Origin of the sequence: Faecalicatena contorta (genome assembly GCF_001404335.1) — a bacterium.
Classification (GTDB): Bacteria; Bacillota; Clostridia; order Lachnospirales; family Lachnospiraceae; genus Faecalicatena; species Faecalicatena contortus_B.
In genome coordinates, this window is record NZ_CYZU01000020.1 from 24,682 (window position 1) to 47,511 (window position 22,830).

Genomic DNA, 22,830 nt, shown 5'->3' on the forward strand with positions numbered 1-22,830 from the left:
TTATGATTCTTCAAAACGTACCTTTATCGAATTCGCATGCGCAGTCAGCTGTTCCGCCTCCGCAAAACGTTCGACATCCAGGTGTACCGCCTCCAAAGCTTCCTTTGAATAAGAAATGATGCTCGATTTCTTCAGAAAATCATCCACGGACAGAGGGGAAAAGAACTTGGCCGTACCGTTTGTCGGCAGGACATGGTTCGGCCCTGCAAAATAATCTCCCAGGGGTTCGCTGCTGTATTCTCCTATAAAAATAGCGCCCGCATTGCGGATCTTCGTCATCACGTTAAAGGGGTCTGCGGTCACGATCTCCAGATGTTCTGAAGCGATCTCATTTGCCGCATCTATCGCATCTTCCATCGTCTCCGCCACCAGGATATGCCCATAATTATCGAGAGATTTCTGTATGATCTCTCTCCTGGACAATTCTCTCACAAACCCATCGATCTGTAAAGAGACGTTTTCTGCCAGTTCTCTGCTGGTTGTCACCAGAATGGCCGATGCAAGCTCGTCATGCTCCGCCTGGGAGAGCAGGTCTGCAGCCACATATCTCGGGTTGGCCGTCTCGTCCGCCAGAACAAGAATCTCACTGGGGCCTGCAATGGAATCAATACTTACATATCCGTAGACGGCCTTTTTGGCCAGGGCTACGTATATATTTCCCGGGCCTACAATCTTGTCCACTTTGGGAATGCTTTCCGTCCCATAGGCCAGTGCCGCAATCGCCTGGGCTCCTCCCACCTTATATACGGCGTCTGCTCCCGCCTCTTTGGCGGCAACCAGGGTGGTCGGATTCACCCTGCCGTCTTTTCCCGGAGGGGTGGCCATGATAATTTCATCCACGCCCGCCACCTTGGCCGGCATGATATTCATCAGTACCGAGGACGGATACACAGCCGTCCCGCCCGGAACATATACCCCTACTCTCCGGAGAGCGGTCACCTTCTGTCCGAGCATCGTCCCGTCAGGCTTGCTGTCAAACCAGCTGTACTGCATCTGCTTTGCATGGTAGGACTCGATATTTTTCAAAGATTTACGTATGATCTCAAGCAAAGAGGCATCCACCTGGGCATAGGCTTCCGCTACCTCCGCCTCTGTGACGAGCACATTCTGCGCATGGATTTCTGCTCCGTCAAACTTCTTTGTATAGGAAAAGACTGCTTCGTCCCCTTTTTCTTTCACCGCATCCAGTATCTCGCGGACGCTGGACTCATACTTTCCGTAGTTATTGGGGCTGCGTTTTAAAAGGTCTTCCAGCAGATTTTTTTTCGTACTTTCATCTAATTTTTCAATTCGCATTTTTATCCCTCCTGTAAGAGCTTTCTCAGATTCACGATCAGCTCCTTAATCCTGTCATTTTCCATGCGCATACTGACCGGATTTACGATCATCCTGGCAGAAAGAGGACACACTTCCTCCAATACCACCAGTCCGTTCTCTTTCAGAGTAGATCCAGTCTCCACGATATCCACAATCACTTCTGACAGCCCTACAATAGGCGCCAGCTCGATAGAACCATTCATTTTTATGATCTCAACTGTCTGATGTTTTTTATTATAAAAATAATCTTTTGCAATATTAGGGTACTTGGTTGCCACGCGGATCAGCTCATGATGCCGGAGCAGTTCCCTGGCCTCCTCAAGCCCGCATACGCACATTCTGCACTTGCCGAATCCCAGATCCAGTACCTCGTGCACCTTGCGTCCTTCCTCCACGATCGTATCCTTGCCGACCACACCGATATCGGCCGCCCCATACTCTACATAGGTGGGGACATCGGGGCCCTTTGCCAGGAAAAACTTCAGCTTCAGCTCCTCATTGACAAAGATCAGCTTCCTGGAGCTTTTATCCTTCATCTCCTCGCATGTAATTCCCAGCATTTCCAGCATTTCCAGCGTTTTATTGGCCAAACGCCCTTTTGTAAGGGCAAAAGTTAAATATCTCATGTCTGCTCCTCTATCTCTTTTTCCTTGCATTTATCAGCTTCTCGTCCCCTGTACGCAGATTCACCATCTCAATCGTCAGATCCTCGTTCAGATACAGCATACTCACGGCCTGTGTCCGTTTTCCATATGCTTCATAGGCTTCCCTGCTTTCCTGCTTATCCCGCTTGTGTATCTCCACGCACTTGCCCTTGGAACGGAAGTTCTTTGCAAGCGAAATAGCCCACTTCTGCGTAGCCTCCGTGTAAACAATCATGTTCATCTCCCTGGTTTCCACCGGGATCTTCTGGCGGCTCAGGGCGCTCATCAGCTCATCTATGATGATCGCAAAGCCGATCGACGGCGTATTCTCTCCGAATTTTCCCAGAAGGTTATCATAGCGTCCGCCTCTCACAATGGCATCGCCGGTACCGTATGTATATGCACGGAAAACAACTCCGGTATAATACCCGTAGCTCCCGCTCATGCTCAGGTCAAATGTGATGTGGTCCTCCACACCGTAAAGGGTCAGCAGCTTATATAACTGCTGGAGATAGGATACGGCAAGCTTTGCGCTGATGTTCGGCGCTATCTCCATAGCCTGGTCCAGAATCTCTACACCGCCCATCAGCTCAGAAAGCACCTGGAATGCAGCCTTAATGTTGTCCGCTGCATCCTGGTTGTCCAGGATCTCTTCCACTCCAAAATAATTTCTGTTTATGATCAGGTCGTGAATCTCTGACTTTTGTTCCTCTTCCAGTCCTGTAGCATCCATCAGGCTCTGTATGAAGTCCACATGGCCGATATTGACCTGAAATTCCTTAAGCCCTACCTTTTTCAGCCCGTCTACAACCATGGCAAGCATCTCTGCATCCGCCTCGATGGAATCCATGCCGATCAGCTCCGCCCCCATCTGGGTATTTTCCTTCAGCCGGCCCTGATAGCTGGAATGGTTGATAAATGTATTGCCCATATAGCAGAGCCGGACGGGGTATTCTTCCGTCTCGAACAGTGTTGCTGCCGCCCGGGCTATGGACGGCGTGATGTCCGGGCGCAGTGCCAGTGTATTGCCGTCCCTGTCAAAAAATTTATAGAGTTCTCTCGAAGATATCGTTCCGATCTCTTTTCGAAACACATCGAAGTATTCGAAAGTCGGTGTCTGAATGTCCTGATATCCGTATGCGTGCAGGACATCATGGAGCTTTTCCTGTGTTCTGAGCTTCTTCCTGCATTCTGTATTATAAATATCCCTGACGCCTTCAGGTGTATGTAATTTCTGTTCCATATTTCCTGCCCTCTCACTTTATCGTGCTAATTCGTTAAATCACCCTGTAAATTATACGCAGTTTCTCCCTGATTGTCAATCCCTGGTATCCAAATCCTTTTGTATGTAATCCAGGTACGGGACGAAACAATTATTTTTCAGTTCCATGAAGTAAGCCGGATCCAGTTCCTCATAACGAAAGCTCTTCCGCCCGCCCTCTGCGGCGCGCTGCCAGTATCGCTTTATCTCTTTAAAACGCATATAGTAGAGTTCATGGTAACTGCTGTAATATATAATCAAAAAGGAGATACCTCCCTGCTTCTCAAACTTTTCCATAAAATTCATCTGATGTTCATGCACATTCTGCAGCGGGAAAGTATCCGCAGCACACTCCTTTGCATCGAAGCAGACCGGAATTCCCTGCACAGCCCCGATATAATCGACTGTACTGATCTTTTCAAAATATGCCAGCGTAATGTGGCGATGCTCTTTGTCTATCCTTACCGGAGTGATGGGGGTCGGTATCTTCTGGATCAGCGCAAGCCCCATCTCCTCATACCGTTCGTTGGTGCGGTTCACCAGATCCTCCAGTGTGGAGCCGCGAAGCCCCCTTGAATTCCAGGTAGCCATCTATAAAACACCCTTATCCTTTGCTATTTTTTGAAACTCTCCGGGAAGCGGGGCCCGAAATTCCTTTCCCGACAGAACGCTTAGCGGCCCTTCCAGTGCCGGAAATGTGATCCTGTATGCGTGGAGCAGCTGGTGGTTCAGCCCGTATGCATTTTTGTACCTGTCACCCAGCTTTCTGCCGCCATACTTGTAGTCTCCCAGGATCGGATACCCGGCAGAAGCAAGATGAGCGCGGATCTGGTGGGTCTTCCCGGTAATCAGGTGTACCTCCAGCAGCGTCACGCCGCCCTTAGATTTGAGGGGGCAGAATTCTGTCTCAATTGCCGCGCTTCCTGCTTCAGGCGAGTCTGTTATGCGGACCTGATTGCTTTTTTCGTCTTTTTTCAGAAAACCGCAGATCCGGGAGCGCTCTTTCACTTCCCCTTGTACAAGGCAGAGATAATATTTGCCCAGTGTCCGGTCCTTAAAAAGGCGGCTCAGCTCCTGCAGGCCCTGCAGGCTTTTCCCGGCGGCTACTATGCCGCTCGTGTTCCGGTCAAGCCGGTTACAGACAGAGGGGCGGAATGTTCGCATCTCATCCCCTGTCAAAGCCCCGCTCTGCAGCAGATAGTCATGCAGATACTCCACCAGTGAGACATCCGTGTCCTGAGCCTTCTGTGAAAGCATTCCGGCGGGTTTATTAATCAGCAGGATATTGCTGTCCTCATAGAGGATATCCAGACGCACAGCATGGCTGGATTCTTTATTCATGTGTCTCTCTGCAGGAAGCCCTGCATCCCCGGCAAATTTGGCAATGGTCTCATCTGCAAGAAACAATTTGATCTCGTCGCCTTTGAAAAGCTTCTCACTGCCGGAAGCTTTTTTCCCGTTCAGAGTAATATTCTTTTTCCGCAGCATCTTATATAAAAAGCTTTTCGGGGCCTCCCTGAGATACTTGGCCAGAAGCTTATCCAGCCTCTGTCCCGCTTCATTGTCACCGACTGTTATCTGCTGCATAAAACTGAGTCCTTTCTACATGGATATATTCAATATTACCTGTTTGATCTGTCTTTCCATCTCTTTTGTATCCCCTTTTTCCACAGCGGCTATCGAATTGAGACCTTCAGCCCTTGCCAGAAAAGCGGTATAATTATTCAGGATTTTCACCGAGACATCCGGAAAATGATTCTGGTTCAGGATGCTTTTTATATGAGTCGCTGCGTATTTTACATCCACTTTTTCGCTGTTCGTATATCCGAAGATCGTATTTCCGGAAATCACAATGCAGTCCACCGGCATCACTTTTTCCCGGCTTGTAATGATCATGTCATAGACTGCCGTTATGTTGCCGGTCTTTGCCTTAATCTCATCTGCACGGATGACTGCAATAGACGGATAGGGAAATCGGGTAATGACACCCACCAGCGCCTTGGACGCCGGGAGGCACCCCAATACAGCGACAACGGTCATCAGATTCAGTCTCGTATGCGCCTGGCTGTAACCCAAAATGAAAATAGCAGCCACCAGTGCAAAATAAATCACGGTCCGGATAATCTCTGCTTTTTTCTTATAATCCAGATATCCCGGCTCTCCTTTTATCACCTTAGTCATATTGTAGTTCTCCTTAGTCTTTTCCCATGCTCTCTAATTTTATAATCATATTGTGCGGCAGAAGCTTTGCTCCCAGATCCGCTGCTTTCATCGCCATTCCATAGACAGATACCGGCTTTTTCCTCCTGGAATCGATCAGCGCCTGATGCACCACCTTTGCCGGGGCAGCCATAACCGCGTCCTTCCATTTATGCGGAAGCCTGCCGGATACGTCAAAAAATTCCGTGTCCACTGGCCCGGGGCAGACTGCGGTCACATAGATGCCGTCCTTTAAAAGCTCTGCACCCAATGCCTGTGAGAAACTGAGTACATAGGACTTCGTCGCCGCGTAGACCGCAAAATAGGGCTGCGGGCAAAAGGCAGCTGCGGACGCCAGATTCACAATCCGGCTTCCCCGTGTAAGGAACGGCAGGCAGGTCATGGTAAGACGGGTGAGTGCACGGCAGTTCAGATCAATCATCTCTTGCTGTGCCTCAGGCTCTCTTTCGGCGATCTCTTCAGCCGTTCCCATTTTGCCGAAACCTGCGGCATTCACCAGCATTCGCACATCCGGTTTTTCTTTCTCAAGTGCATCCAGTATCTCACTGTAAACCTTGTCTTCGAGCAGGTTTCCCTCGAAAATCCTGCATGGAATTCTGCTTGTCTTTGCCAGAGAAATAAGTCTTCCCTTCCTTCTGGCAGTGATCCAGATCTCGTCCAGCTCCCGGTAGAACCAGGGCAGCTGTTTCACAAATTCCCGGCCCATTCCCGATGAGGCGCCGCTTACTATTGCAATTCTCAATCTACACACCTTCTTTTTATTCTATTTTTTTCTTTTTATGAACATTTCTGATTGCTTTTTTCTTAACCGATGCTTTTTTCTTGATCTCTGTCTTTTTTCTGCCATTCTCCCCGGCAAAAGCCCTTTCTTTCGCAAATCTGCGCGGCCGGATCAGGCATTTTTCCCCAAAACCGACCAGATCCATCCTGCCTGCCTTTTTCAGCGCCTCCATAACGAGGTCGTAGTTTTCCGGATTGCGGTATTGGATCAGCGCCCGCTGAAGCGCTTTCTCATGGGAATTTTTCGGCACGTATACAGGCTTCATCGTCCGCGGGTCCAGTCCGGTATAATACATACAGGTGGATATCGTGGACGGTGTGGGATAAAAATCCTGGACCTGTTCCGGCATATACCCCAGATCCCGGCAGTATTCGGCGAGCTCTACGGCGGCCTTCATATCCGAGCCGGGATGGGAAGACATCAGATAAGGAACCAGAAACTGCTTTTTTCCAAGCTTTTGGTTCATGTCCCCGTAGATCCGGGTGAACTCCTCGTACACCTTATGTTCCGGTTTTCCCATTTTTTCCAGCACTTCATCCGCCACATGCTCCGGAGCCACTTTCAGCTGTCCGCTCACATGATGTTCGCAGAGTTCCCTTAAAAATGTCCGGTCCCGATCGGCAAGCAGATAATCAAACCGGATGCCTGACCGTATGAACACTTTCTTTACTCTGGGGATCTCTCTTAATTTTCTCAAAAGATCTACATAATCCCTGTGGTCCGCCCGCAGATTCTTACAGGGATGCGGAAACAGGCACTGTCTTTCCCTGCAGACTCCATACTGCAGCTGCTTGCTGCAGGACGGCTGCCTGAAATTCGCTGTAGGACCGCCTACATCATGGATATACCCCTTGAAATCCGGCTGTTCTGTGAGGATTTTGGCCTCCTCAAGCAGCGATTCATGGCTCCTGGCCTGGATAATCCGTCCCTGATGGAAGGTCAGGGCACAGAAACTGCATCCCCCAAAGCAGCCGCGGCTGCTGGTCAGACTGAATTTGATCTCCGAGAGGGCCGGCACACCTCCTGCTTTCTCATAGGCCGGATGCCAGGTACGCATAAAGGGCAGCGCGTAGATATCATCCATCTCTGTCTGACTCAGTGGTTTTGCCGGCGGATTCTGCACGAGAAACATTTTATCTCCATAGGGTTCGGCAAGCCGCTTTCCTGAAAATGGATCGGTATTCTGATACTGGATATAAAAGCTCCGGGCATAAACCTCCTTCTTTTCCGAGATCTCCTGAAAGGTAGGAAGCATAACCGCATCGTAGATGGAGTCCGGGTCTTTCACCTTCACCACCGTCCCGTCCACATAGGTCAGGTCAGATACGGCAATTCCCGCCTCAAGGGCTTCTGCAATCTCTAACACCGAGCGCTCGCCCATTCCATATGAGATGATATCCGCACCGGAGTCCAGCAGGACGGAGCGTTTCACCCTGCCGGACCAGTAATCATAATGTCCCAGCCTCCGCAGGCTGGCTTCAATCCCTCCCAGAATAACGGGCGTATGCTTGTACGTCCGGCGGATCAGGTTGCCATAAACGACCGCCGCATAATCCGGCCGTTTCCCCATCTCCCCGCCCGGTGTGTAAGCATCCTGGCGGCGCCGCTTTTTGGAGACGGTGTAATGGTTGACCATGGAGTCCATATTGCCGGCTGACACCAGAAACCCAAGCCTCGGCTCTCCATACTCGGCAATGCTCCCCGGATCTTTCCAGTCCGGCTGGGAGATCAGGCACACCCGGTAGCCATGCGCCTCCAGCATGCGGCTGATAATAGCCGGCCCGAAAGAAGGGTGGTCCACATACGCATCCCCTGTCACATAGACAAAGTCCGCGCGGTCCCATCCTCTTTCCAGCATCTCTTTTCTGCATAACGGTAAAAAACCCTGATTCATCATTTATACTCCACATATTTCATAGGTATGATTCTTAATATCATAATAATCGCGGATAAAATAATCCGCCAGTTTCTTCTTCTCCGCCTCATCCTGCCGCGAAAAATCATCATCCACGGCGCAGACAGACATGCCCGCATTCTTTCCCGCCTCGATTCCCCTCGGGACATCCTCGAACACCAGACAGGTCTCCGGCCGCACCTTCAGATCTTCTGCCACTTTCAGATAGACATCCGGAGCAGGTTTTCCGGCCGCCACCTCGCAGGAAGTGCGCACGGAAGAAAAGTAGTGTTCGATATGAAGCGCCTTCAAAGTCGCGTCCACCAGTTCCCTGGCATTGCTCGTGGCAATCCCCATCCGGATCCCCAGCGAGCGGAGATGTTCCAGAAATTCCCCTGCCCCGGGCTTCAAGGGCACCTTCGTTGTATACAACCCGAATGTCATCTCCATCCACTCCCGCCGCACATCATCCAGGGTGCAGGTAAGACCGGGAAAAGTATCCAGAAAATACTGTGCCGTCTCCGTGTAGCTCATTCCCTCGATCGCCTTCTGAAAATTCGCAGGCACCGTAAGATTATATTTATCCATATACTGCACGTCCACCTCCGGCCAAATCCACATGGAATCCACCAGAGACCCGTCCAGGTCAAAAATGACCGCTTTTTTATTTTCTAACATAATGCTTCCAACTCTTCCTTTGTCAATTCTCTGTATGCACCGGTTTCCAGGTTCTCATCCAGCTTCAGGCTGCCCATCTGCAGCCTTTTCAGATAGATCACTTCTTTTCCGACAGCCTGGAACATCCGTTTCACCTGATGAAACCTGCCCTCCCGAATCGTCACCCGAATCTTCGATATCTCTCCCGATTCCAGTATATCCAGCTTTGCCGGCAGGGTTCTTTTCTCATCTCCAATATCAAGACCCACGGCAAATGCTTCCGCATCCGCCGCTGTCACCACGCCCTGTATCCGTGCATAATAAACCTTATCCACATGCTTTTTTGGTGAAAGCAGCCTGTGCGCCAGCGCACCATCGTTTGTAATCAGAAGCAGCCCTTCTGTATCCTTGTCCAGGCGTCCCACCGGAAACAGATCGTCTCTTTGCCTGCTTGTTATCAGATCAATAACCGTCCGTTGCCTCGGATCCTCCGTGGCAGAAATAACCCCTGCCGGCTTATTCAGCATATAATACTCATATGCAATATAACCCACAGGCCTTCCCTGATACCGGATCTCATCCGTCTCCGTGTCCACTTTGCACTCCGGCTTTTTTACAACCGCGCCGTTCACTTCCGTCAGGCCCCTTGTAATCGCCTTCTTCACTTCACTGCGGGTTCCAAGCCCCATATCTGCCAGATACTTATCTAATCTTAACTTCATAACTTATCCCATTCCACGGTTTTAAGACATCCACCGCCAGCCCGGCAGATATTTATTCTTCAGTGTCTGATTCGCCAGCTTGCCGAATCCAAGCGGATAACCGTCCACACATACCAGGTACCAGCCTTTCTCTTTTAAGGCAGCCATATCCTCCACATCCAGGGTATCGCCTTTCAGATACTTAATCACCCTGTCATCCTCCAGCGGGAAATCGAGAATCTTTTGATACTCCTGCTTTTTCAGGCACATAGCCAGCGCTTGACTGGGTTCAAACCGGTTCTTCTTCAGCTCTCCCAGAAGCAGTCCCGAACGCAGGAACCTGACACCTCTCAGCTCAGGAAGCCCGTCCGGCATATAATAAATCCTCTCCCCATGTATATCCAGCCGGGAAGGATCCAGCTCCCAGGTCGTATCCTGCAGAAATTCCGCCAGTTCCTCCGGCAGTTTTCTGCCCTTTCCCTGTCCTGACATGCATTTCTGTCTGTTCCCATTCTCCTCAAGTTCAGGAGAATGTGCTTTTTTCAGCAGTGCAAGATAATGCCCTTCCCCCTTCATCCTGTGCGGGAATATCCGCACGGTTTCTGCAAGTCCGGGATTGCCGCCCTCTGTTACCTCCGGCATGCCTTGTGTGAACCCGTCATAGGGTTCAATCGGGCAGACCGCAAATTCCGGATACTGAGAAATCAGATACTCTATCGACTGCTCATTTTCCGAGGCATCGAAAGTGCAGGTCGAGTACAGAAGCATCCCGCCCGGCTTGAGCATAGCAGCCGCCTGCGTGATAATACTCCTCTGGAGTTTGGAAAAAAATTCAGGACCATGCTCCTCCCATGCCTTCACCATCTTTTTATCTTTGCGGAACATGCCCTCCCCTGAACAGGGAGCGTCAATCAGAATTTTATCAAAATACTCCGGAAAATATTCGGTCAGTTTTCCAGGTTCTTCGCTCAGCACCAGCATATTGCCGATTCCAAACAGTTCCAGGTTCTTCAAAAGCCCTTTTGCCCTGGAATTGCTGATATCATTGGCGATCAGGACACCTTCTCCCTTAAGCTTAGCCCCCAGTTCCGTAGCCTTCCCGCCCGGCGCTGCACAGACATCCAGCACCCGTTCCCCCGGTTCCACCGGCAGGCGGCTGGCAGGCGTCATAGCGCTCGGCTCCTGCAGATAATACAGCCCCGCAAAGTAATAAGGATGTTTTGCGGGCTGTACCTGTTCCCCATCATAATAAAATCCGTTGGAAATCCACGGAATCGGCTCAAGCGGCCAGGGAGCAATCTTCAAAAACTGTTCCACACTGATCTTATTTGTATTCACACGCAGCCCATAGTGGCGCGGCTCATCAAAGCACTCCAGGTAGGCGTCATATTCGTCCCCCAGAAGACCTTTCATTTTCTCTTCAAATGCTTTCGGTAAGTTCATATCAAATCCTCCACATGAAACTGATTATATCATAAATCCCCCTGTAGGACTAGAGCTAAATGTGGGAATGGGGGGGGGAGACTTTTTGGGATGAGGGGGACGCAAATGACGAGGCGGGGACGGCTCATGGCGGGGCAATGTCTGCTGGTGAAATGTCCTGACACTTCGCTAAGAAGCTGTAGAAGAAAACGGAACGGAAAGGGAGGTACGTGCCGCATTTGGCCCGAATGCCGATGCATTCGCGCCGCAGGCGGCACCAGAATCTGCCTGGTAAGGCAAATTCTGCCCTCCCTTTCCGTTCCGTTTTCTTCAACAGCTTCTAACGCTTGCTTTATGGACTTTCCACCAGCAGACACTGCCCCGCCATGAGCCGTCCCCGCCTCGTCATTTGCTGTTGCATCCAAACGGTAGGGAACCCGCGCAGGCAGTTCCATCCGCCTCCCCCGTCTATTCTCCCAACCAGGTTACGGGCCTCTTTTCTTCCGGCCGGATGAACCAGCCGGGCGTGGAATGGGATGGGGACGCACGGGGATGGGGCAGACGAAAGACGGCTCAAGGGGGTACCTGTCATTTCAAAAATGCTAAAACGGAACTTAGAAATTCTTGGAGGGAAGCAGCCATGAAAATGGGGAGCTTCTGTGATTCCGAATCACAGAAGCTGCTGACCCAGCGCGAGAAATCATCAGGATTTCTCGTGATGTGTCAGCTGTGCCCCATTTTCATGGCTGCTTCCCTCCTAGAATTTCTTAGTCCCGTGTCCGTATTTTGAAATGACAGGTACCTTGAGCCGTCTTTCGTCTGCCCCATCCCCATGCGTCCCCATCCCATTCCACGCCCGGCGTCCCCCATCCGCTCCCGGGGCTAAAGCCCGTGAGCTAAGAATACTTTAGTTTGTGGGGTTCGAGATAGCGCAGCACCCAGTACGGATTGACGCTGATTTCCTCGTCGTTATGGAACAGATAGATTCCCACATGCAGATGAACCGGAAAGTTTCCTGTTGTTCCTTCGGTTTTGCTGTAGCCGGTGTCTCCCATGTAGCCCAGCAGGTCCCCGGCCTGTATGGTATCCCCTTCTTCTATGTCCGCATAGGAATCCAGGTGGGCGTAGTAGAAATAGGTGCCGCCCGGAGCCACGATGCCAAGGCGCCATCCTCCTTGTTCCAGCCAGCCTTTGTGGCGCACTACTCCGTCTGTCATGCTGACAACCGGATACAGGCCTCTCTCATTCTTGTCTGCCATGATGTCGGTTCCCTCATGACCGCGCTTGCCGCCGTAATTGCGCTCGTACATCCAGGAATCTACAAAGGATACTCCAGCCTCCGTTTTACCGGTGGGTGCAGGCACCGGGAAATACTTGACGTCGTTCCAGATTCCCCTGCACTGTGCGATGTATTCTTCCCAGCCCGGGCGGCTGGCCCATCGCTTTTTGAGTTCGGAGAACAGCTCCGGATCGGGGGTTTTCTTCAACGGGTCTGTCCCGAAATCTGTCTCCAGCCAATAAAGGCCCAGGTTTTCTCCCGGGTCTTTTGTATTCTGTATGTAGTTCAGCATCTCCTCATTGAGGGACTGCCTTCTGAAACCGTCTCCGGCAGCTGTATTTTCATTCAGCCGGGCGTAACCTCCCTGTATGAGAAGTTCATGAATGCCCACTGCCAGGAAAAATGCCAGAAGCAGATTCAGAAGGATATAGTTGTGCAATCTTTTTCTTTTCAACTTTTCAGATGTTCCTCTGCACACGTACTCTCTTTAATATATGAGCAGAAGAATGTCCTATTTGCATTCTTTCAGGATTTCTTTGATTATATTCCACATCCGCCAGGTTGAGGCAATGTCCAGCCGCTCGTGGACGGAATGGATGTCAAACATTCTGGGGCCGAAGGATACACAGTCCAGTTCCGGCTTTTTCCCGGACAGCAGGCCGCATTCCAGTCCTGCATGTATGGTAGCTATCTCCGGCTTTTTTCCGTAGACCTTCTCGAATACCCCGGCCACAATCGGACGGATTCTGGAATCTTCTTTGTACATCCATGCCGGATAAGAACCGGTAATCTCGTAAGTGCCTCCAAGGAATTCTGCCCAGCCTGTCAAAGCCTCCTTAAGTTCCTCCAATCTGGAAGAAACAGAACTTCGGATCAGCAGAATAAAAGAAATCTGGCTCTCCCCGGTCTTCACAACACCCAGATTGTCGGACGTCTCTACCAGGCCTTTTAAAGACCTGCTGAACCCGTACACTCCATTCTGGCAGTTGTTCAGGAAAAAGATGACCTTGTTTTTGTCCGCATCGGAAAAAACGGATTTCTCCTCATGTTCTGTCTTAATAACTGAGATATCAAGCCCTGGCTCATCTGCGCCGAATTCCTGCCTCCAGGTATTCAGCATGTTCTCGATGATCAGTTCTGCTTTTACGCTGTCCTGCACAACGATGGTGAATTTGCTGACAGAGGTGATGACGTTGTCCTTTGCACCGCCCTGAATCTCAGCAAGGGCAATGTCCATATTCTGGTTCAGCCTGTTTAAAAGACGTCCGGCCAGTTTGTTGGCGTTGCCGCGCTGCTGGTCAATCTCCACGCCTGAGTGCCCGCCTTTCAGCCCATGGATGGTAACATCAAGGCAGCTGCCTGCAGCCTTTTTCCTGCCGACAGGCAGATCCAAGCGGAAAGTTAAACCACCGGCACATCCTGCTATAATTGTATCTTCGTCCTCTGAATCCAGATTCAGAAGCATCTTTCCTTTCAGCGGCGTAAGGTCAATCCCTTCTGCTCCGCCCATTCCCACTTCCTCATCCACCGTAAAGACAGCTTCCAGCGGAGGATGCGGGATGTCACTGCTGTCCAGCAGTGCAAGTGCGATAGCCACGGCAATTCCGTCGTCAGCCCCCAAGGTGGTATCCCGCGCCCTTACAAACCCATCCTCTACATAGAGATCCAGCGGGTCTTTTGTGAAATCATGATCCGAATTCTCTGCTTTTTCACATACCATATCCAGATGCCCCTGGATGATGACCGGTTCACTCTCCTCATATCCTTTTGTTCCGGGCTTTTTGATGATGACATTATTCAATTCGTCCTGAATGGCCTCCAGCCCTCTCTCTGCCGCAAATGCCATGCAGTAATCACTGACTGCTTTTGTATTGAAAGTTCCCCTCGGTATCCGGCTCAGTTCCTCAAAATAGTGAAACACTTCCACTGGTTCCAGTTCATTTAATATCGGCATTGTTATATTCCCCTTCCTATATGGCTGTTATGTTATAACTGTTCCGTTTTGAACAGCTGGATTGTTCTCATTTGTATGGCAGTTCAGATGGTTCTGAACTGTTATCATTTTGTCACAGAGGGCATAAAAAATCAACCCGTTTCATATATCTTTAATAACATTTATCTGGCTGATCTGCAAGGAGTAACTCTTATGAAACATAACCTGGCCGGAATCGGGATTGTGATCCTTTTTGCTCTCATGCTCATCTCTCCCAAGGCGGTATTTAACGGAGCCAGTGAGGGGCTCCTTCTCTGGTTTCAAATCATTTTGCCGACCCTGTTTCCCTTTATCATCATCACCAACCTCCTGCTCTGCACCGACAGTATCCATTACATATCCAGGGCATTCGGCAAGGTTTTGTGCCGCATATTTAAAGTATCTGAAAGCGGAAGTTTTGCTATTATTGTTGGTTTTCTCTGTGGATACCCCATGGGGGCGAAAGTAACCGCCGACCTGATTACAACAGGCTATGTCACAGAGGATGAAGGCCGGTACCTTTTGTCTTTCTGTAATAATACCAGTCCGGTGTTTATCCTGAACTTTATCGTCTGGAAAACGCTTGGCAGGGAAGAATATCTTCTCCCCTCACTTCTGATTCTTTTGGGCACGCCTATACTGATGAGCATTCCCTTCAGAAGATTCTATCTGCACGGGCAAAAAAACTTTCCGGCGTTGAAAAAGACCGGCCAAAGCAAAACAGACTGGGGATTTCGCATTGTGGATACCTGTATCATGGACAGCTTTGAAACCATTACAAAGGTCGGCGGATACATCATTCTCTTTTCCGTGATACTGGCTCTCGTACAGTCCGCACCCTGGCAGCCGGCTCCAGTCCGGATGATACTGCCGGCACTGGAGGTTACGAATGGGATCGCCCTGATCGGGAAATCCACACTGCCTTTTACGATTCAGTATCCTGCAATTCTGGCACTGACCTCCTTTGGAGGCATATGCGCCGCTGCACAGACACAGTGCATGATACAGAAGACCTCACTCTCCGTCATCCCCTATACATTAGAAAAGCTGGCCACCGCGGGGGTGACCAGCCTGATTGCTGTTCTTTATTTACAGATCATCTAATCCATCCTGTGGAATATACTGGCCATCATCGTCGACAGGCACTTCCAGTTCCGCACGGTTGGTACGAACCACATCATAACATTCCTGAAGGGAATTAATCAGACCGTCATACTTGGTGGTGTAGCTGTCCAGTGTATGTCCGATTATGCTCTCGGCGTTGGCCAGCAGATCATCCGTATACTGGATGGCCCCGATGCGTATTGCATTGGCGTCTGCTGTTGCATTGTCGATAATCTCCTGGGCCTGTGCGGTTGCCTGTGTTACAATCTCATTCGCCTGGGAGTAAGCCTGCTGCATGATCTCATGCTCGCTGACCAGCTCTGTTGTCTGTACCTGTGCTTCTTCTATCATAGCGTCCGCTTTCGCCTGGGCATCTGCCAGGATCGCATCGCGGTTGCTGATAATCTTTTGATATCTTTTAATCTCATCTGGTGTCTTCATTCTGAGTTCGCGCAATAACTCGTCCAGATGTTCCTTATTTACGATGATCTTCGTAGTGGACAATGGCTGGAACTTACAATCCCTGTCAATGTACTCTTCGATCTCCTCAATAATCTGCTCAATGCGGCTGCTCATAGTTACACTCTCCTTTTTGCGTTCATCTTTTTCTCCAGCTCCGATGACACAGCTTCCGGCACAAATTGTGATACGTCTCCCCCAAAAGCTGCGATCTCTTTCACGGTAGTGGAACTCAGGTAAGAATATTCAATACTCGTCGTCAGGAACATCGTCTCGACGCTCGGTTCCAGCTTATGATTCGTCTGGGACATCTGCAACTCATATTCAAAATCGGTAATCGCACGTAAACCGCGGATTACGACATCTGCCCCCTGTTGTCTTGCAAAATCAATCAATAGTCCATTAAACAGGACAATTTTGACATTTGTCAAGTCTTTTGTTACTTCCTCTAACATTTTAACACGTTCTTCTGCAGAAAACAACGGCATTTTCGCATTATTATTCAGCACTCCGACAATTAATTCATCGACGATTTTACAGGATCTTTTGATAATATCCAAATGCCCGTATGTAACAGGGTCAAAGCTCCCCGGGTAAATAGCTCTTAACATATTTCTTCCTTTCCGGCCTTTTCAATGAAGACATGTTTGTTCGTTTTATACTCTTTCTCTTTGAGCATAGAAAATCCCAGGCCTTCAAGATAGGAAAAATCTGTTTCTCTTGAGGCCTCCACGATGATGACGGTATCCTCATACACCAGTTCGGATCCGGCGAGATATTCCAGCACCCGTTTCTCCAGCTCTCTGTCATAGGGCGGATCCATATATATGAAGTCGAATACCTTATCGCCTTCCAGCTGATAGAGCGCCGCCATGACATCTCTTGTGAGCGTGAGCGCCTTTGCCTCCAGCCTTGTATTTTTGAGATTCTCTTTAATGCATGCCATTGCTTTTGGGTTATTCTCGACAAAAACAGCTTCCCTGGCGCCCCGGCTCAGAGCCTCGATGCCAATGCCTCCGCTTCCGCCGAACAAATCCAGAAATACGCTGTCATAGATGGTCGGCGCAATCATATTGAATAAAGTTTCTTTAATCCTGTCCGTCGTTGGCCGTGTGTCCAGACCGTCCAATGTCTTTAATTGTATCCTTTTGGCACTTCCTGCAATCACTCTCATAAACAACACCCTCATTCTTCTGAAACAGTTCAGACAAGCCTGAACTGTTACGCATCCAGCCATTAAAATCGCTTTGCGATGGGCTGGATGCCTCCATCGCAGCGTTTTCGTACGGTCTGTGCCGTAAATGCGCAGACCTGTCTGAGCTTTTAAAATCTTCTAACTATGCAGAATTTTAGCAGAAAAAAGCACTTAGGTCAATCCTAAGTGCTTTTTCTTACGAAATTTGCTTATTTACCAGCCATCTGTCTTTCCTGCTGTTCGATCATTTTCTTAACCATATAACCACCAACAGAACCATTCTGCTTAGAAGTTAAATCTCCATTGTAACCGTCTGTAAGCGGTACTCCCAGCTCGCTGGCTACCTCATATTTGAATTTGTCCAGTGCACTTTTAGCCTCTGGTACGGCTGCTCGATTAGATGAACGACTTGCCATGATAATTTCCTCCTTCTCGTAACTTCTGTTACTTTTTCAGATTTTTTTTATAACACTGTTGTGTGTTACAACCATAGTATATGGAGGTTTTTATCTTTTACACTGGAAGTTCCTGCCTTCTTTAACGATTTTTGTAAATCAGTATAAAACAGCGGTTTTACGGGCTTAAAGGGTGGTCTCTAACATCACTTCGGACATGTATTTGTTTAAATGGACCTTCATTTTTGCATGGTTTTCCTCTGTAAGCTCCGGATCTTTTTCTAAAAGTTCCTGTGCGGCTTCATTTGCTCTCTGTAGAATTTTAGCATCCTGGAACACATCCCCCAGAGCAAAATCTAAGAGACCGCTCTGTCGGATTCCAAACAGATCGCCCGGTCCTCTGAGCCTCAGATCTTCTGACGCAATAAAAAACCCGTCATTTGATTTATTCAGAATCTCCAGTCTTTCTTTCGTTTCTTTTGATTTTGAGGCACTCATGAAAATGCAGTAGGACTGATATTTTCCCCGCCCCACACGCCCGCGCAACTGATGCAGCTGGGCAAGCCCGAACCGTTCCGCATTTTCAATCAAGATCACCGTAGCGTTCGGCACATCAATACCGACCTCGATGACTGTTGTAGAAACCAGAATCTGGATCTCATTTTTTCCGAATGCTTCCATGATCTCATCTTTTTCGGCCTGCTTCATCTTGCCGTGCAGAAAAGAGATTTCAATTCTGTTCCCCAGCGCTTCCCTCAGCAGCTCTGTATAGTCTATCACATTTTCCGCCTCCAGGTTCTCGCTTTCTTCCACCATGGGGCAGATCACATAGCACTGACGGCCCGCTTCCACCTGCTTTTGCATAAAACGATAAGCCGTATTGCGGTATCCGGTGTCCACCACGCAGTTTTTAATTGGCAGCCGGTTGCTGGGCAGCTCATCGATCACAGAAATATCCAGATCTCCGTACAGGATGATCGCCAGCGTGCGCGGAATCGGCGTGGCGCTCATGACCAGAATGTGCGGCATCTTTCCCTTCCCCGCCAGCATTTCCCTCTGCTTTACCCCGAAACGGTGCTGTTCATCGGTCACTACCAGGGCCAGATTATGGTATACTGCCTTCTCCTGGATCAGCGCGTGGGTTCCTACGATGATGTCCGACTCTCCTGAGGCTATTCTTTCGTAGGCCTCCCGCTTCTCTTTTGCAGTCATTGAGCCTGTCAGCAGCTCAGCATGCAATGGGATGTGGTATTGTCTGAACATGGAGGTAATATTTTCGTAATGCTGCTTTGCCAGCACCTCCGTAGGCGCCATCATAGCCCCCTGGAAACCATTCAGCCCTGCATACATCAGGCCCAGCAGTGCGACGATTGTCTTGCCCGAGCCGACGTCCCCCTGGACAAGCCTGGACATAACATTGGGGCCTGACATATCCCGTTTTATTTCACCCCAGACCTTTTGCTGTGCATTCGTCAATTCATATGGAAGAGACGCCAAAAACTGATCGATCTCCGGCCGCTCTGCAAATACAAATCCATTTGCCGCCTTGTCCTCCCGCACCTTCAGATTTTTAAGGGAAAGGATGAAAATCAGGAATTCTTCAAATACAAGGCGCTCCCTGGCATGATAGAATTCTTCTTTTGTCTCCGGAAAATGAACGCCGCGGACGGCGTAATTATATTCCGCCAGATGGTACTTCATGCGGATGTCCTCCGGCAGAAACTCCTGCCTCAGATCCAGGTACTGCATGGCCTGCATCACGGCCTTTTTTACTGCATTGTTTGTAAGCCCGCTGGTCAGCGGATACACCGGCTGTAAAGTATTTCTCTTTTCCTCGTATTTTGCACTCGGGTAAAAGATCTCAGGGTGCTCCATAACCAGTCCATCCCTTTTTCTGACAACACGGCCGCGCAGAGTGATAATCCCGCCCCTGGACAGCGTATTTTTTAGAAAAGGCATCCGAAACCAGATCACTTTTAAAGTGCCTGTCAGGTCCTTGACATAAAGCGTCGTCACCTGCATTTTTTTGCTTCCCCCAAGCTGCACTCTTCCAAATATGGCGCCGGTAACAGTTACCGTCCTGCCTTCTTCTGCCTCTCCGACCGGGACCGGCTCATCATAGACATCGTAGCCGCGCGGATAATACCGCAGCAGATCCCCGATTGTCCGTATGCCTGCCTTCTCAAAAAGGGCCTGCGTCTTCTCACCGATTCCTTTTAGTGTGCTTATTTTAGAATTTTCATTCATAGGTCTTTTTATTCTCCCATCGGACAATTACAAAACAGGATTGAGTTCGAAACGGGTCAGCTTCCCTTCTGGGAAACTGGCCCGCCTTATCTGCAATGATCTGTTCTACTCTACGGATAATACATAGTAATATATCGGCTGTCCGCCAAAATGTGCATCCACGTCCGCATCCGGATACAATTCCTCAATCTCCTGTGCAAAGCGGACGGCATCCGCCTCCAGGACATCCTGTCCGTAATACAGGCTGATCAGCTCCGTATCCTCGTCTACCAGTGAGGTGAGCATCTCTTTTGCCACGCCTTCTACAGACTGTCCTACTGCAAGGATCCCTGCGTCGCCGATTCCCATGATATCGCCTTCATGGATCTCTTTGTCATCAATATGGGTATCCCGGACAGCATATGTGATCTGTCCGCTCTTAACATTTTTGATCTCTTCATTCATGTTCTCGGCATTGGTATCAATATCGGCCTCAGGCATGTAATTGATTACCGCCGTGATTCCCTGCGGAACAGTCTTCGTCGGAATAACCAGGATATCCTTGTCTTTGGTCAGGGACTGCGCCTGATTGGCCGCCAGGATAATGTTCTTATTATTCGGAAGGATGAAAATATGATCCGCATTCACCGCATCTATCGCTGTCAGCATATCCTCCGTGCTCGGATTCATCGTCTGTCCGCCTTCAATAATATAATCTACCCCGAGTTCTCTGAATATCTCATTCATTCCCTCTCCGATAGATACTGCAATGAAACCGACTTTTTTTCTGGTTTCCGGCTTTTTAACCGCTTTTTTCTGCTCAGCCGCCTGCTTTTCGGCGTCCTTGATCAGCTTCTCCTGGTGTTCCTCGCGCATGTTATCAATCTTCATGCGTGACAGCTGTCCATAGGTGAGCGCCTTCTGGATCGCCAGCCCAGGATCATTCGTGTGTACATGGATCTTTACAATGTCCTCGTCCGCAACACACACAATGGAATCGCCGATGGATTCCAGATAAGCCTTAAACTCCGTCTCATTTGTCTCAGAAAATGGCTTTGAAGTCATAATAATAAACTCGGTGCAGTATCCAAACTTGATATCTGCCTCCGCCTGTGCCCCGGGCCTCACCATACTTGTACCTGAACTTGCCTCGATGGCGCTGTAATCAATCTCTTTTCCCTGGAAAGCGTCGTATGCACCGTTCAATACTTCTACCAGACCTTGTCCGCCGGAATCTACTACGCCGGCATCCTTCAGCACCGGAAGCATATCGGGAGTCTTTGAGAGCACATATTCCGCATGTTTCAGAACTTCGGGAATAAAAACTTCCAGATCATCTGTCGTCTCTGCCATCTCTGCCGCCTTCTGGGCAATGCCCTTTGCTACCGTAAGTATGGTTCCCTCTTTCGGCTTCATAACCGCCTTATATGCCGTAGCGCGGGCACGGTCACATGCCTGGGCAAGAACCTGTACGTCGATCTCTTTGTATTCACGTATCTCTTTTGTAAAACCTCTGAGAAGCTGTGACAGGATTACTCCTGAATTTCCTCTGGCCCCGCGGAGGGATCCTGAGGAGATTGCTTTTGATACGGACAGCATATCCGGCTGTTCCAGCGCACTGACTTCTTTGGCCGCCGACATAATCGTAAGTGTCATGTTCGTCCCCGTGTCACCGTCCGGTACCGGAAATACATTCAGTTCGTTTATAAATTCCTTTTTAGCCTCCAGATTTGCTGCCCCTGCCAAAAACATCCTGGTTAGCAGCTCTGTATTTATCGTTTTTGTTGCCACGACGAGTATCCTCCTTAATCAATCACTCTGACACCTTCGACGAAGATGTTTATTTTATCTACGGTCATGCCGGTAAATTCCTCTACCTTATACTTTACATTGTTCATCAGATTGTCAGAGACTGAAAGAATGTTCACTCCATATGCAACAATCACGTGAAAACCTAGTTCCAGTACATTATCATCAGAAAGCTCCACGTGAATTCCGTGAGTCAGGCTTTCTTTTTTTAACAGCCTGACAAAGCCGTCTTTCATATTAACCGCAGCCATCCCGACGATCCCGAAACACTCAACCGCCACGGAGCCTGCATACTTGGCAATTACATCGGGATTGATCGTAATAATTCCAAGATCCGTACTCATGCTACCCTTCATCATATATAACCTCCAGTTCTCGAATGGATTTTTCGCATAATCAACACAGGTATTATACTCTCTTTATCACAAATTTACAATATAGATTCATAGAGTGCTGCCAAAACATCCAGAATCTGCTCCTCCGGTATGCTTCCGCTGTCCAGACAGATATCGTATTGGGTCATATCTTCCCACTTTTTGTCCGTAAAGTAGTTATAATAATATCTGCGCTGTTTGTCAATCTTTTTTATAAGGGCGGCGGCCTCACGCTCGTCAATGGAGGCACGCTCCATAATTCTCTCAACGCGCTTTTCAAATGGCGCATGTATAAAGACGCTTCTGCTCCCTTTTGTACCTTTCAGTATATCGTCGGCGCATCTTCCCACGATGATACAGTCTTCCTTCTCCGCAAGCCCTTTGATGATCTCCGCCTGGGTATAGAAAAGAACATCATTCATAGGTTCAAAGCGGAACTTCCTCTCCATCTGCACCTCGTCCTCCACCGGATATCTCCACGGATTCGCTCTCTTCTCATCAACCTTAAGCAGTTCTTCATAGGAAATGTACTGCCTCTCTCCGGCTATCTTAATCAACTCTTTATCATAATAATGAATCCCGAGCCTCTGAGATAATTTTTTTGCAATATCATGCCCGTTGCTTCCGTACTGCCTGCCAATCGTAATCACCCGTCTGCCCATAGTATTCCCCACTTTCCGCCCGGTTTGAAGGCTTCATTTTCTTATTTAAATTCTATGTCAATTTTAACATGAATTCGAAATTATGGGAACCCAAAAAGAAAAACCGCCTTCTTTTTTCATTTTACTTCCATAAATTCAAAAAAATGCTTGCTTTTAGAAATTCTTTCTGCTAAAATAACAGTGTTGTGAGTCTGTAAGGACTATTTCAGATTGTTAGGAGGTGCAATGATGGCTAAATGTGCTATTTGTGAAAAGGGTGCTCACTTCGGAAACAATGTAAGCCACTCTCATAGAAAAACACCAAAGATGTGGAAATCAAATGTGAAATCCGTTAGAGTTAAAACAGAAGGCGGATCTAAAAAAATGTACGTTTGTACTTCCTGCTTAAAATCAGGACGCGTAGAACGTGCTTAATCTGAACATCAAACGACACGGGGGTACTCACTTTGAAGTGGGTA

General features: G+C 49.0%; 23 protein-coding genes. 2 read left to right on the forward strand and 21 right to left on the reverse strand.

From position 1 onward, the window contains the following. The 13 genes from hisD to ARB69_RS11610 all read right to left on the reverse strand — a co-directional run bounded on the left by hisD (window position 1) and on the right by ARB69_RS11610 (window position 14,130). Complete coding sequence (gene hisD, locus ARB69_RS11545; protein ID WP_055153222.1) at window positions 1–1,296, reverse strand: histidinol dehydrogenase; 1,296 nt, start codon at window positions 1,294–1,296, stop codon at window positions 1–3. A gap of 2 nt (window positions 1,297–1,298) precedes the next feature. After that, entirely contained in the window at window positions 1,299–1,943 is a 645-nt protein-coding gene (hisG, locus tag ARB69_RS11550; RefSeq protein WP_050642787.1) for an ATP phosphoribosyltransferase, read from the reverse strand. A gap of 10 nt (window positions 1,944–1,953) precedes the next feature. After that, a complete protein-coding gene (gene hisZ, locus ARB69_RS11555) occupies window positions 1,954–3,204 on the reverse strand; it encodes an ATP phosphoribosyltransferase regulatory subunit (RefSeq protein ID WP_050642325.1) in 1,251 nt (416 codons plus the stop codon). Window positions 3,205–3,279: 75 nt separating this feature from the next. Further along, a complete protein-coding gene (locus tag ARB69_RS11560; RefSeq protein ID WP_050642326.1) occupies window positions 3,280–3,813 on the reverse strand; it encodes a Holliday junction resolvase RecU in 534 nt (177 codons plus the stop codon). Next, on the reverse strand, window positions 3,814–4,809 hold the full coding sequence (locus ARB69_RS11565; protein ID WP_055153224.1) for an RluA family pseudouridine synthase: 996 nt from the start codon (window positions 4,807–4,809) through the stop codon (window positions 3,814–3,816). A 15-nt stretch (window positions 4,810–4,824) separates the two neighbouring features. Then, complete coding sequence (locus ARB69_RS11570; RefSeq protein ID WP_055153226.1) at window positions 4,825–5,403, reverse strand: hypothetical protein; 579 nt, start codon at window positions 5,401–5,403, stop codon at window positions 4,825–4,827. Between the two features lie 13 nt (window positions 5,404–5,416). Further along, window positions 5,417–6,184 carry an SDR family NAD(P)-dependent oxidoreductase gene (locus tag ARB69_RS11575; protein ID WP_050642329.1) on the reverse strand — a complete coding sequence of 256 codons (768 nt, stop codon included), beginning with the start codon at window positions 6,182–6,184 and terminating at the stop codon, window positions 5,417–5,419. A 16-nt stretch (window positions 6,185–6,200) separates the two neighbouring features. After that, window positions 6,201–8,117, reverse strand: coding sequence for a YgiQ family radical SAM protein (locus ARB69_RS11580; RefSeq protein WP_055153269.1), 1,917 nt, complete (start codon window positions 8,115–8,117; stop codon window positions 6,201–6,203). A gap of 3 nt (window positions 8,118–8,120) precedes the next feature. Continuing rightward, window positions 8,121–8,795 (reverse strand): HAD family hydrolase, encoded by a 675-nt coding sequence (locus ARB69_RS11585; protein ID WP_055153228.1) that lies wholly within the window; start codon window positions 8,793–8,795, stop codon window positions 8,121–8,123. After that, window positions 8,789–9,496 (reverse strand): pseudouridine synthase, encoded by a 708-nt coding sequence (locus tag ARB69_RS11590; RefSeq protein WP_055153230.1) that lies wholly within the window; start codon window positions 9,494–9,496, stop codon window positions 8,789–8,791. The genes ARB69_RS11585 and ARB69_RS11590 overlap by 7 nt, the downstream gene beginning before the upstream one ends. A gap of 21 nt (window positions 9,497–9,517) precedes the next feature. After that, a complete protein-coding gene (locus ARB69_RS11595; RefSeq protein WP_055153232.1) occupies window positions 9,518–10,918 on the reverse strand; it encodes an RsmF rRNA methyltransferase first C-terminal domain-containing protein in 1,401 nt (466 codons plus the stop codon). Between the two features lie 875 nt (window positions 10,919–11,793). Then, the gene (locus ARB69_RS11605; RefSeq protein WP_167702496.1) at window positions 11,794–12,630 is read right to left on the reverse strand and encodes a M23 family metallopeptidase; all 837 of its coding nucleotides are present in this window, start codon (window positions 12,628–12,630) and stop codon (window positions 11,794–11,796) included. 57 nt (window positions 12,631–12,687) lie between these two features. Then, window positions 12,688–14,130 carry an aminoacyl-histidine dipeptidase gene (locus ARB69_RS11610; RefSeq protein ID WP_055153237.1) on the reverse strand — a complete coding sequence of 481 codons (1,443 nt, stop codon included), beginning with the start codon at window positions 14,128–14,130 and terminating at the stop codon, window positions 12,688–12,690. Between the two features lie 192 nt (window positions 14,131–14,322). Between ARB69_RS11610 and ARB69_RS11615 the strand changes: the two genes are divergently transcribed. After that, window positions 14,323–15,252 (forward strand): hypothetical protein, encoded by a 930-nt coding sequence (locus ARB69_RS11615; RefSeq protein ID WP_055153271.1) that lies wholly within the window; start codon window positions 14,323–14,325, stop codon window positions 15,250–15,252. Here the strand turns inward: ARB69_RS11615 and ARB69_RS11620 are convergent. The 8 genes from ARB69_RS11620 to ARB69_RS11655 all read right to left on the reverse strand — a co-directional run bounded on the left by ARB69_RS11620 (window position 15,238) and on the right by ARB69_RS11655 (window position 22,372). Then, complete coding sequence (locus ARB69_RS11620) at window positions 15,238–15,828, reverse strand: hypothetical protein (RefSeq protein ID WP_050642336.1); 591 nt, start codon at window positions 15,826–15,828, stop codon at window positions 15,238–15,240. The genes ARB69_RS11615 and ARB69_RS11620 overlap by 15 nt on opposite strands. A 2-nt stretch (window positions 15,829–15,830) precedes the next feature. Then, on the reverse strand, window positions 15,831–16,322 hold the full coding sequence (gene coaD, locus ARB69_RS11625) for a pantetheine-phosphate adenylyltransferase (RefSeq protein ID WP_025657506.1): 492 nt from the start codon (window positions 16,320–16,322) through the stop codon (window positions 15,831–15,833). Beyond that, a complete protein-coding gene (gene rsmD, locus ARB69_RS11630; protein ID WP_050642337.1) occupies window positions 16,316–16,885 on the reverse strand; it encodes a 16S rRNA (guanine(966)-N(2))-methyltransferase RsmD in 570 nt (189 codons plus the stop codon). Before rsmD ends, coaD begins: the two co-directional genes overlap by 7 nt. A gap of 230 nt (window positions 16,886–17,115) precedes the next feature. Then, window positions 17,116–17,322 (reverse strand): alpha/beta-type small acid-soluble spore protein, encoded by a 207-nt coding sequence (locus tag ARB69_RS11635; protein WP_025657508.1) that lies wholly within the window; start codon window positions 17,320–17,322, stop codon window positions 17,116–17,118. 165 nt (window positions 17,323–17,487) lie between these two features. Further along, a complete protein-coding gene (gene recG, locus ARB69_RS11640; protein WP_055153239.1) occupies window positions 17,488–19,548 on the reverse strand; it encodes an ATP-dependent DNA helicase RecG in 2,061 nt (686 codons plus the stop codon). A gap of 105 nt (window positions 19,549–19,653) precedes the next feature. Continuing rightward, window positions 19,654–21,318 carry a DAK2 domain-containing protein gene (locus ARB69_RS11645; RefSeq protein WP_050642339.1) on the reverse strand — a complete coding sequence of 555 codons (1,665 nt, stop codon included), beginning with the start codon at window positions 21,316–21,318 and terminating at the stop codon, window positions 19,654–19,656. Window positions 21,319–21,332: 14 nt separating this feature from the next. Next, window positions 21,333–21,692 (reverse strand): Asp23/Gls24 family envelope stress response protein, encoded by a 360-nt coding sequence (locus ARB69_RS11650; protein ID WP_050642790.1) that lies wholly within the window; start codon window positions 21,690–21,692, stop codon window positions 21,333–21,335. 74 nt (window positions 21,693–21,766) lie between these two features. Next, a complete protein-coding gene (locus tag ARB69_RS11655; RefSeq protein WP_055153241.1) occupies window positions 21,767–22,372 on the reverse strand; it encodes an AAA family ATPase in 606 nt (201 codons plus the stop codon). A gap of 228 nt (window positions 22,373–22,600) precedes the next feature. Here ARB69_RS11655 and rpmB point away from each other — a divergent pair, with 228 nt between their 5' ends. Then, a complete protein-coding gene (rpmB, locus tag ARB69_RS11660; RefSeq protein WP_009320597.1) occupies window positions 22,601–22,786 on the forward strand; it encodes a 50S ribosomal protein L28 in 186 nt (61 codons plus the stop codon). Window positions 22,787–22,830 lie beyond the last annotated feature (44 nt).